At 40.7% G+C, this 12,154-nt stretch carries 10 protein-coding genes; 7 read left to right on the forward strand and 3 right to left on the reverse strand.

All coding sequences use genetic code 11. From position 1 onward, the window contains the following. Window positions 1-106: 106 nt before the first annotated feature. From QTN47_RS12005 to QTN47_RS12030, 6 genes are all read left to right on the forward strand, one after another. Window positions 107-694, forward strand: a complete 588-nt coding sequence (locus tag QTN47_RS12005) for an RNA polymerase sigma factor (protein ID WP_369329620.1) — start codon at window positions 107-109, stop codon at window positions 692-694. Window positions 695-1,085: 391 nt separating this feature from the next. Then, entirely contained in the window at window positions 1,086-2,081 is a 996-nt protein-coding gene (locus QTN47_RS12010) for a FecR family protein (RefSeq protein WP_369329621.1), read from the forward strand. A gap of 287 nt (window positions 2,082-2,368) precedes the next feature. After that, window positions 2,369-5,890 carry a TonB-dependent receptor gene (locus QTN47_RS12015; protein ID WP_369329622.1) on the forward strand — a complete coding sequence of 1,174 codons (3,522 nt, stop codon included), beginning with the start codon at window positions 2,369-2,371 and terminating at the stop codon, window positions 5,888-5,890. A gap of 22 nt (window positions 5,891-5,912) precedes the next feature. After that, entirely contained in the window at window positions 5,913-7,706 is a 1,794-nt protein-coding gene (locus tag QTN47_RS12020; RefSeq protein ID WP_369329623.1) for a RagB/SusD family nutrient uptake outer membrane protein, read from the forward strand. 168 nt (window positions 7,707-7,874) lie between these two features. Further along, the gene (locus QTN47_RS12025) at window positions 7,875-8,771 is read left to right on the forward strand and encodes a helix-turn-helix domain-containing protein (protein WP_369329624.1); all 897 of its coding nucleotides are present in this window, start codon (window positions 7,875-7,877) and stop codon (window positions 8,769-8,771) included. Window positions 8,772-8,806: 35 nt separating this feature from the next. Further along, window positions 8,807-9,265 (forward strand): DUF983 domain-containing protein, encoded by a 459-nt coding sequence (locus tag QTN47_RS12030; protein WP_369329625.1) that lies wholly within the window; start codon window positions 8,807-8,809, stop codon window positions 9,263-9,265. A gap of 444 nt (window positions 9,266-9,709) precedes the next feature. Here QTN47_RS12030 and QTN47_RS12035 read toward each other — a convergent pair whose 3' ends face one another. Beyond that, window positions 9,710-10,087, reverse strand: coding sequence for a VOC family protein (locus QTN47_RS12035; RefSeq protein ID WP_369329626.1), 378 nt, complete (start codon window positions 10,085-10,087; stop codon window positions 9,710-9,712). 227 nt (window positions 10,088-10,314) lie between these two features. On the opposite strand from QTN47_RS12035, the gene QTN47_RS12040 reads away from it, so the two are divergent. Further along, entirely contained in the window at window positions 10,315-11,151 is an 837-nt protein-coding gene (locus QTN47_RS12040; protein WP_369329627.1) for a universal stress protein, read from the forward strand. A gap of 93 nt (window positions 11,152-11,244) precedes the next feature. Here the strand turns inward: QTN47_RS12040 and QTN47_RS12045 are convergent, their stop codons facing one another. Beyond that, window positions 11,245-11,478, reverse strand: coding sequence for a hypothetical protein (locus QTN47_RS12045; protein ID WP_369329628.1), 234 nt, complete (start codon window positions 11,476-11,478; stop codon window positions 11,245-11,247). Between the two features lie 27 nt (window positions 11,479-11,505). After that, a complete protein-coding gene (locus QTN47_RS12050; RefSeq protein WP_369329629.1) occupies window positions 11,506-12,042 on the reverse strand; it encodes a DUF892 family protein in 537 nt (178 codons plus the stop codon). Window positions 12,043-12,154: the final 112 nt, after the last annotated feature.

The following is a 12,154-nucleotide window of genomic DNA, read 5'->3' on the forward strand; positions in this document are numbered from 1 at the left end:
AGTAAAATAAATCCCGCTAATCCACTAATCCCAAAAATCCCGGTCAAGACAAACCCCAGTCCTTAAGCTTTCTTTAATCCATTTTTTTCTAAATCGTTTTCACTTATTGGATATTTCATCTATATTTATAATTGTAACCGATTGCATTATTAGCCAATTTACTACTTATACCGACGCTAGCCTTTGGGAATTAATTACTTATGATTCTGTTGAAGCCTTTGATGCGCTATATGAAAGGTATTGGCAAAAATTATACTCCACAGCCATAAAAAGGCTGAAAAATGAGCAGGCCGCAGAGGAAATTGTGCAGGATACTTTCATCATTTTATGGCAGAAAAGAAAGTTGCTCAAAATTGATTGCGTGGGCAAATATCTTACCGGTATAACTAAATATGCAGTCTTTCATTATTGCGCAAAACAAAGCAAAATGAGTATAAGGCTTAAAGCAGTACCATTTTCACCGGTCGACAAAGACCTTGAAGAATGTATCTATCGCAAACAACTGCTTCAATTTATTGAAGAATGCTCCAACGAATTACCGGAAAAGTGCCGCATGGTATTTAAGCTAAACAAACAAATGGGTTATACCGTAAATCAAACTGCCACTGAACTACAGATATCACCCAAAACTGTAGAAGCACATATTACCCGCGCACTGAAGCATTTGAAGCTTAAGCTGGGAAGCCTGTTGTGAAGAAGTGAATAGTGAATGGTCAATAGTGAAAGGTGCAGGCAGACAAACTGTTGGATATAACGCGTTTTGATCATTTCATACTTCCTTAGACAAATCACAGCCGTTAACCTATACTAATCTTTTGTAAAGAGGTGAACAGTGAATAGTCAATAGTCAAAGATGCAGGCAGGTAGACTATTTGATACTTGCACATTTTAATCATTTCATATTCTCCTACATAAATACTACTCCGTTAATCTGTTTAAAAATCGATTTCGAGCGTTGCAAATCCAATAATCCAACGAATCCTTAAAATCCTGGTCAAAATCCTGGTCAAAAATCTTTATCCAAATTATAGGGGGTATTCTCTTTTTTCTACTCTAATACATACCCATGATAACAAATTATACAAATGCTTAGTCGCCATATAAAAAAAATCGCTAAGAAGTATATAGCAGGAAAAGCATCAAGGCAGGAGATCGATATCCTTTTTCGATGGTATGATAAAGCAGATCAGGAAGAAGAGACCCGTGCAACAGAGAATGATCCTTTATCGCAGGATTTAAAGGAACGAATGAGCGGAAAGATCCACGCGGCGATTGATCATCCACCACAACAATCCGTAGCAATTAAAGGTAACCGAAGTAGAAAATACTTAATGGCTGCTGCATTGTTAGGAGCCGTTGTTGCGGGCACATGGTTTTGGTTTCATGAGCATAACGGCAAGGCGGGATCCGTTAATAAGTTATGTAAATATAGTGTGCCAAAAAAACAGCGGAGCAGGATAATATTGCCGGATAGCTCGGTAGTGTGGCTTAATTCAGATAGTTATATTCAATATAACGAGAATGAAAAAAGCAATACACGTGAAGTAGTTTTAAAAGGAGAAGCTTTTTTTGACGTAAGGCACAATCCTTCAAAACCCTTTGCTGTTATTGCAAACGGAACTGTGACAAAAGTTTTGGGAACAGCCTTTAACATTAAGGCGTACGATGATAACAAAAACGTACAAGTGACAGTAACCAGGGGGAAAGTGCAGGTGCAGAAGCAGGGCAAAACGCTGGCTGTTCTTACGCCAAATGAACAAATAACGGTGCAGACAGAAACAGGCGTTGCCACACTACAATTGGTAAAGACAGATGCATTTACATCCTGGGCAAAAGGCGCCATTGAATTCAATAACGACACATTTGAAGAGATTGCGTCTATTTTAAACAGGCGCTTTAATGTGCCTATTGTTTTTGCATCGGAGAAACTAAAGGCCTGCCGGTTTATAGCCGGTTTTGACGAAGGTGTGCCGGTCGAAAAAATAATTACGTTGTTGTGCAAAACGAATAGTAACACATACTGGAGCTATAGTGAAGACGGAAAAACGATTATTATAGGAGAAGTCAACATTCAAAAGTAAAAATTAAAAAAGCTGTTGATTCTCCAAATTACCAATTAACAGATAACCTCATAGTAAGGCAACTCATTTTTTGACTTTTGAATTTTGAATTTTGACGTTTGAATTAATGTAATCAAACAATTGCTTATGCCATACACAGAACCGCCATTTAATAACAGCACATAAAAAATCCTTCCCCCGGAAGGGGAAGGATATGTTTGTTCCCACTGCATGATGAGTCGCCAAACCTGCAAGCAGAAAGGGAACTGCTTTGTACATTATTACCTAATACAAAACTTATTAAAGGTATGAAATACTCCTGTAGTTTTCATGGCACGGGCATGCCCTCTATGCCCCATTTTAATCAACTTTTTAATCTCCTCTGCAAAACAATGCGCATTGTAACGTTAACTGTAACAATATTATGCACCACTGCATTTATGTTATTGGCACGGGATACCAATGCCCAGAAACTGAATGAAGTGAGGCTTTCGCTCAAAGTAAAAGGCGAAAGACTGGATAAGATTTTGAAGAAAATAGAAAGCGAGACCACGTTTAGATTCGTTGTAGATGCAGCCGTTGCACAGAGTGTGCAAAACATTACAGTATCCGCCAACGAGGCCACATTAACAGATGTACTGGATAATATTCTTACACCCAATCACCTTTCGTATGAACAGGATGGTAATAACATCATCATCAAAAAAGACCCGCAACACATATCAGGCAACAAGTCCTACGACCTTACTCAATTTAATGGCTTTTTAAAGTTCAAAGAAGTTGTAAAGGGTACTGTTGTAGATGAAAAAAATGTTCCGCTGGCCAATGTCACCGTACAGGAAAAAGGCACCAGCAACGGTACCGTAACTAAAGAAGATGGATCGTTCAGCATTTCGGTAGAAGATGCCAACGCCATACTCTCTTTTAGTTTTGTCGGCTACCAAACACGGGAAATAAAAGTGCAGCGCAACAAGCCGGTACAGGCAACGCTGATCTCAGAAACTTCACGCCTGAATGATGTGATTGTGGTAGGTTATGCTACACAAAAGAAAACTTCATCTACAGCAGCTGTTTCTTCTGTAAAAGGTGATGAGATCGCCAAATCCCCCGTCGCAAATATTTCCAATTCACTTGCAGGAAATGTAGCTGGTATAAGTATGCGTCCCAACGGATCACAACCTGGCTATGATAATCCTGACATTCACATTCGTGGTATTGCAACAACCGGAAATAACGGTCCGCTGATTGTTGTTGATGGCGTTATCCGCAATAATATAAATGAAATTGCGCCTTCATCCATCGCGTCTGTTACTGTATTAAAAGACGCGGCAGCGGTGGCGCCCTATGGTCTTGGCGGTGCGAATGGAGTAATACTTATCACAACCAAACGCGGACAAACCGGCGCTCCCTCCCTTTCATTAAATGCCTACTACGGCCAGCAGACGCCTACCTACTACCCTTCCATGCTAAATGCGCAAGACTACATGAAGCTGCGCAATGAAGCATATTTGAATGAAAATCCCGGCAGTACAAATATTCCGTTTTCAGAAGATCTGATCCGTGACTATGCCAGTTTAAATGCTAAGGATCCTGACAAATACCCTGTCAGCAATACCAAAGACATTATGCGTATGCATGCGCCCGTTCAACAATATTCAGTGCAGTTGAGCGGTGGTAGCAAAGGCGTGAAATATTTTGCAGGTATGGGTTACCTGCAGCAGGACGGCATGTTTGATCCTGTAAGTTATAAGCGCTATGATTATACATTGAATGTAGATGTAGAAGCCACTAAAACAACCACCGTGTCGCTATCAGTCATCGGTGCACTTCAAAATACGCACAGTGTTGATGCTGCAGTAAGCACAGGCCAGCTTTTCAGAAGCTCTTATAAATTAATTCCTATCACCAATTTGTATTATAGCAATGGCCTTTGGGGAGAGTTTGCGGGTAATACGCCTGTCGGTATCTTAAAAGCCGGCTATTATCAAAAGAATGGCAACACTTTACTGACCACCATTGCCGTAGAACAAAAATTGCCTTTCATTCGCGGACTTAGTCTTAAGGGAACTTTTAGTTACGATCCCAATCAATACACGGAAAAGAAATGGCACACTCCTTTCTATTTCTACTCACAGGATCTCACCACTAATCCTTATACATACACCAAACAGATCTCCACATCTGAAGGCGGTGCGGCAACATACACATGGCTGGAACAGGTGTATTCGCAAAACCAGATCTTCACTTACCAGGCTTACCTGAACTATCATAATTCATGGGGCAAACATGATGTAACAGGCTTGTTGGTTGCTGAAGCAAGGAACAATGATATGTCTGGCTTTTCTGCACGCAGAAACAATTTCGCGGTAAATATTGACGAGTTGAATATGGGTAGCTCGAACAAGAACGACTTTGATAATTCAGGTACATCCTCAACAGGAAGCCAGGTTGGTTACGTGTACAGGGTTGGATACAGTTACGATAACAAATATCTTTTTGAAGCATCCGGAAGATATGACGGCCACTACTATTTTGCTCCGGATAAAAGATGGGGTTATTTCCCGGCTTTTTCTGCGGGCTGGGTACTGTCGAAGGAAAACTTCATGAGCCAGAATTCATCATTCATTAACTATTTGAAGTTACGTGGTTCGTGGGGTAAATCAGGAAATCTTGCTGGTACTGCATTCCAGTATTTAAACGGATATGACTTATATGGCAATGCTTATGCGTTTGGTGATGGAAACATGGTGCAGGGAGCCATTATGAGAACAGAAGCCAATCCAAATATCACCTGGGAAATATCCACTAAAACAGATCTGGGTTTTGAAGCTACTATGTTTAAAAACCTTTTGCGGTTAGAAGTCGATTATTTTCATGAGAAAAGAACCGGCATGCTGTTGCCTCCTGCCGTTACTGTTCCGGTTGAATATGGTTTAAGTCTTTCTGACGAAAACCAGGGCGTTATGGAAAATAATGGTGTTGAAGTTACAGCAGGAACTCAGTATAGATTTAGTAATGGTCTGCAGCTGGGCCTGACCGGCAACTTTAGTTACGCTAAGAATAAAATGCTCCAGATCTTTGAAACATCCGCAACAAAAGACAACCCCAACCGCAGCAGAACAGGCAGGCCATTTGGTACGCAGTTCGGTTATAAATCAATGGGATTATTCAAAACCAGTGATGATAAAAATAACGATGGCATCATTGACGCTGCTGACGGATATAATGTAACACAGTTTGGCATTCTTCACCCTGGCGATATTCGTTATGCAGACCTGAGTGGCCCTGATGGTAAGCCGGACGGCAAGATTGATTCTTATGACGAAACCGTATCAGGCAATCCTGTTTATCCGTTCATAACATATGGATTTACACCAACTGCTTCATGGAAAGGTTTTGATCTTAGCCTGTTCTTCCAGGGAGCTGCGTTGGAAAGCATTGATATCAAAGGATTTCAGACTATTCCATTCAACAACAACAACAGTAATTCAGCATACGAATATTACAATCACCGCTGGACACCGACCACACAGGATGCAAGATATCCGAGAGCAAACCAGGCCCCGTACGCCAACAATACACAGGCATCAGATTTCTGGATAATGAAAACAGGTTACCTCAGGTTAAAAACTGCAGTTTTGGGTTACACCATTCCTTCAAGAATAACACAGTCATGGAAAATGCAGCAGGTGCGTTTTTATGTATCAGGCCAAAATGTATTTACCATCAGCAAGCTGAAATACATGGATCCTGAAGTTGGTTATTCCAACCTGGAAACAGCATACCCAACACAGAAAGTGTTCATTTTCGGACTTAACGTAACCTTTTAGTTTTTACATTAAACATCAAACCATGATCAACATACAAAAATATTCCTGTGGTCTTTTGCTTGCGGCATTCTTACTAAGTTTAGCGGCCTGTAAAAAAGACTTCCTGGATAACACCAATAAAGGAAAGCTCACAGATGAAACGCAATGGAGCACCGAAAGCAATGCGGATATTTTCCTGAATGATATTTACGGCAGCCTGCCCAACTACTGGAACCAGCCGGAAAATCTCGACAATTTTACAGATGACAACGACGCCGGTTTCTATTATACATCTTACAACTGGAAACAAGGTATCGTACAACCTTCGTCCAGCGATTACACCGTATGGGGAGGAATAACCGGTTCAGGAGATTTGGTTAACTGGCCAACTACTTATACCAACATTCGCAAATGCAACACCTTCCTCCAAAATGTAAAAGCCAATGCAGCCAATTTCTCGGCGGCATGGGTTCAAAAAAGAGTTGATGAAGCCAGGTTTCTTCGTGCATTCTATTACAGCGAATTGTTTAAACATCTCGGAGGACTTCCGATCATTACAGATGTCCCTGATAGAAGAACAATGGACAGTTCTGAAATTTATCATTCAAGAAACACTTTTGAAGAAACGTTCAATTTTATTACCAATGAATTTGATACGATCGCAAAAAACGGCTATCTCGCAGTTAAGTACAATCACGGTGACGCAAATGCAGGCAGGCCAACAATTGCTGCAGCATTGGCAATAAAAGGATGGCTTGAGTTATACGCCGCAAGTCCGGCATATAACGCAGCAACACCAGCTGCAGGAAATGATCCTTATAAGATAGCAGGCTTCAACAATTTCAAAGCCGAAAGATGGAGTAAGGCTGCTGCTACATTTAAAGAACTGATAGATAAGTACGGAAATGGTAAACCATACGATCTGTTTACTGATCCGTCTGCTATTTGGTATGAAGCGAATGAATATCATTCTGAAGTACTATGGGACAGACAGGTGGTTGCCAATATTATGGGTTCTTCTTTTGAACAATATGGCGGCCCTGTGTGGATACTCGGTGCATACTACACGTGGGGTAACTATTGCCCAACACAGGAGCTTGTTGACCAGTTTGCCATGGCTAATGGCAAGCGTATTACAGATCCCTCTTCCGGCTACGATCCGCAACACCCATATGTAAACAGGGAACCGAGATTTTACGACTGGATAGTGTATGACGGAGCCCCTTACAAGATGGATTGGATGGATAGGCAGGACACCATCTACACGCGCATTGACAAAGTGCGCCCCTCAAAAAACCAGATTGATTTTGGTACCGATGATGTGGGAAACACCGGTTATTATTTCAAGAAGAAACTGAATCCGCTTGTGAGACCAGGCGGAGGTGCCGTTAGCGGAGCCAATTTTATTTATTATCGTTATGCTGAAGTATTGCTTGGCTATGCTGAAGCACAAAACGAAGCTGTGGGTCCTGATGCATCGGTGTATAATGCTGTTAATCTGATAAGAAAGCGCGGCGGCGTACCAGATTTACCAATGGGTTTGAATCAGACGCAAATGCGTGAAGCCATTCATCATGAAAGAAGAGTTGAATTATGTTTTGAACAGAAGCGCTTTTATGACCTGATCCGTTGGAAAGAAATGGACAATGCGATGAACGTTGATAAGCATGGCATGAAAATTACCAACACTTCTCCGGATAACAATAGTGGTGTATGGAAATACGAACCCGTGCCGTTGAATCACCCGCATGTGTTTACGCAGAAAATGTATTTAAATCCAATACCTCAGGCTGTTATTGATCAGAATTCCAGGATTGTTCAAAATCCGGGATACTAACCGCCTCAGTGAAACAAATAAATGTAAAAGCCGCATCTTTCCGGATGCGGCTTTCTATTTTAAAAAGGATCGCGTTTTTCCTGAATCAGTAAAAAGTACCACAAACGAGCTAAAAACTGATACTACATTTCGCAAGGCCTTTTTACCTTTGTGAAGCTAATTACAGAGATGAAAAACGCCATCCCGGTATATGATATTTGCAGATTGTCTGATGCGCCTTCGGGTCAGAAAAACCAGGAATTCCATGTTGAAAGATTTGGTAGTTATGTGAGCCGCCATCCAAAAAGCCTGCATCTCTCCCACGGACATTCATTTTACCATATGGTTTTGTTTACTAAAGGAAGTGGTAAACATACAATCGACTTCACACAGTTCACCGTCAAGCCGGGTCAGTTATACTGCATGATTCCGGGGCAGGTGCATAGCTGGAATTTTAGCGGAGATGTAGATGGTTATATCATCAATTTTTCCGACAACTTTTTCAGGTCATTACTATTGCGTCCCGATTACCTGGAACAATTTATCTTTTTTAGCGGCGTCAGCAATGATGGTGTTATTCAGCTAAAAAATTCCGTTTTGGAAAGAGTTGTTTCGCTTTTTGAAGAGTTGCTTTCTCAAAGTGAGCTTGTTAAGACCAATGGCAATACGGATATCTTAAGAGTAATTCTCTTGCATACATTCTTGCTGATAGATGAAACCACAGCGAAAGTGCATAGCAGTGCCGTTGCAGGTTCCAGGCAAATGCTGATGAAGAATTTCAGAAGATTGATAGAACAACATTATAAAACGATACGTCTGCCAAAAGAATATGCAGACCTGCTGTACATTACGCCCAACCATCTGAATGCATTGTGCCAGGAAATGGTTAATACTACAGCCGGAGAGTTAATCCGGGAGCGGGTTTTACTCGAAGCAAAGCGCCTGCTAATTAATGCAGATCTGAATATCTCAGAAATTGCTTACACGCTGAATTTTAAAGACAACTCTTATTTTTCGAGATTCTTTCGAAAGTATGAAAAAATCTCGCCGGAGGATTTCAGGGCAAGATTCGTAACAACAAAGTAGAAGAAGTACAATATAACAACATTAAATAGTTTAGTATGGCAAACCATAAAGAACATGTTCACACATCTCCGTTGCAATTATTTAAGTGTAAATGTCCACGTTGCCGGCAGGGCAATATGTTCCAGGAGAAAAACCCTTATAAGCTGCGCAGTTTTATGAAGATGAATGATCAGTGCCCGGTATGCGGACAATACTTTGATCTGGAAGTAGGGTTTTATTACGGTTCCAGCTATGTAAGCTATGCTTTGACGGTAGCATTCAGTGGTTTTACATTTGCCGCATGGTGGTTCACAATAGGATTTTCACTTACCGATTCACGCATATTCTACTGGATGGCTGTTAATGCAGTTTTATTGATCCTGCTTCAACCAGTTTTTATGCGTGTAGCCAGAACACTCTGGCTGGCCTTTTTCATTCGATATGATAAGAACTGGTCCGATCATGCAATTAACAAACCCGAGCGGCAGAATGAAGCATGGAAGAATGCTTGGTAAATGTGCGAATTAGTAAATGTGCAAATATGCAAATGTGATGCGGCTACTATTCGGACATTTACCCATTTGCAAACTTGCAAATAAGAACTGGTCCGATCATGCAATTAACAAACCCGAGCGGCAGAATGAAGCATGGAAGAATGCGTGGTAAATGTGCAAATGTGCGAATGTGCAAATGGGTAGATGTGCGAATGACTTGCATACTTTGTGCAACGTTTATTCTCCTGTATTTCTCCGTGTAATAATAACTGCCATTAAGCAGTGTCAACAATTAGTGCACGACAGCACACATCTCCCAAAATTGAAGATGCATGCTTAAAATAAACGACAATATAAAATTGAGCCAGACAGCTAATTCGCACATTCGCACATCTTCTCATTTACACATTTGCACATTCACTCATTTGCACATTCACACATTTACCCATTTGCACATTCGCACATTCACTCCGGTTCCTGGTACAGCCCCAATATATTTCCCGCGGGATCTTTGAACCTGGCAGTAATTTCCGGCGCATCTGCACCTACTTCCTGAACTATAGATCCATTGTTTTCTTTTATCTTACCAATTGATTCATGAATATCATCAACCATAATGTAGATTAAAATACCGGGCCCTTCTATGGGTTTTCTGCCGGTAACCCATGCGCCGCTAACTTCACCAACCCCGTCATCAAAAGCAGTAGCTCCATCCCCTCTTTTTCTTATGTTCCAACCGAATACGTTTTTGTAGAAATCAGCGGATTCTTCAACACTAGAAGCAGGGATCTCCAGGTAGCAAACTTTTCCGTTGCCCGTAGTTGGGCGTGTTTGATTTGCCATAGTAAACAAATTTTGTTCTGAAATAATCGGGCTGTCCAAACCAATTATGCATTACGACAAGCCATGTCCATTAATATATGAATTATCTTCAACATTATATACCCTCAGTTTCATATTCCCGCTATTTTGATCAGTCTTGTTCCTGATGTTTGTCATTCTTTTAGGTAGTATTTGATAATAACTTAGCGCTGTTCCATCCAATATTTCTTCATCTAAAGATTTGCACCATGAAAAAATTTATTTCAGTTTTTGATGGATTAAGAATGTCGCAAAGTACATTGGATTATACGATACAACTGGCCAAATCAACCGGAGCACATGTAACAGGTGTATTTCTCGACGATCTTCTGTATCGGAGTTATAGTGTATATGACGTGTTAACCACATCTTCACAACCTGAGATTACCATTAAAAAAATGGATGAAAAAGATAAGGAGAAAAGAGACAATGCCGTAAAGCAGTTTAAATGGGCTTGCGCAAGTGCAGGGATTCTTTTTTCTGTTCACAGGGATGTATGTATTGCAGTACAGGAATTGAAGCATGAAACCATGTTTGCAGATCTTGTCATCATAAACAAATCAGAGAGTTTCAGTTTCTATGAAGAAAAATATCCCACCCGTTTTATCAAAGATGTTTTGACTGGCGTACAATGTCCGGTGCTCATTTTGCCAACCGAGTTCAAACAGATAGACAATATTGTTTTGCTGTATGATGGAGCACCGTCTTCTGTGTACGCAACAAAAATGTTCAGCTATTTACTGGGCAATCTGGAGACCTTACCTATTGAAGTATTTTCGGTTAAAGAAACAAAAAACAATACGCTTCTTTCAAGTGACACGCTGATGCGTGAGTTTATGCACAGACATTTTTCTACGGTAACATATACACTTGTAACCGGCCAGGCTGAAGAAGAGATTGCAAACCACCTGTGTCAAAAGAAAAATACACTTGTGGTGTTGGGAGCTTATAACCGTGGCGAAGTATCCAGATGGTTTAAACCCAGTATGGCCGACATTCTCATGGATAAAATTGAATCCCCGTTATTCATTGCGCATAATAAGTAAATAAGTAGTAATAGGCCCTAATGAAACAAAAAGCCGGTGATCTGTGTGATTATCCGGCTTTACTTTTTTTTGCAGATAAGCTATTTGATAAAACTATTCATACCACTCCTTAAGATAGGAACCGATAGCCTCAACTAGTTGCAAATCTTCCATTTCCTCACTTTTCCAGCCCTTATCCGTGCATTCAATTGTTCCATCAAACAAATCATCTATGGCTACGGAGAATCGTTTGGGAACGCCGTCTGTTTTATTAGGTTCCAATGGTACAGCTTTTCCAATTAGCTCCATGTTGCGAAAATTCAATTTAATAGGAATTTGCTTTTCCATTATCTCTGTATTTATGATCAACCACAATTAGTCTTCTGCCGGTTCTTTGCTGGCTTCGAAGTATATTTCCCTTCTTGCCATATTTACCAGCATATCATCCGCACGCTTTTCTTCTTCCAGATTTTCTTCCAGTAAACCGGCAATCTCTTCAAAATTTAATGTTCTGGCCATTTCAATAAGCGAACTGTAAGATGCTATTTCATAGTGCTCAATTTTTTGGAGCCCAGCGATAATACCAGCATCCCGCTGAGCCGAACACTCTTCCGTTTCGTCAACTATTTCATCAGCCTGGCTCAGTATTCCTGCTATGGCTTTGCATTTGCCATCACCCGCTTCCTGCTTCAACAAGGAAAATATGTTCCTGAGCCTGTAAACATGTCCGGTGGTTTGCTGAAGCACCTGGGCGAGTTCCATCTTCAATTCGCCTGAATCAACAAGCTCCATCAGGTCGGGCATTGCCTTAACCTGTTTCTTTTCCGCCGTGTACATTTCCCGCAATAAAAAATAAAATAACTGCAGAAGTTTTGAATCATTTTTGATCTCTTCAACTGTTCTTATTTCCATAATCTCAACTTTAAGGATGAATTAGTCATGCAATAATTTGTCGCAACTTATATGCCATTGAAGCCTTGTAACAATCAGGACAAAACCTTGCATAACACCTTAAAATCCGTAC

The organism is Danxiaibacter flavus, assembly GCF_041060425.1.
In the GTDB taxonomy this organism is placed as follows: Bacteria; Bacteroidota; Bacteroidia; order Chitinophagales; family Chitinophagaceae; genus Danxiaibacter; species Danxiaibacter flavus.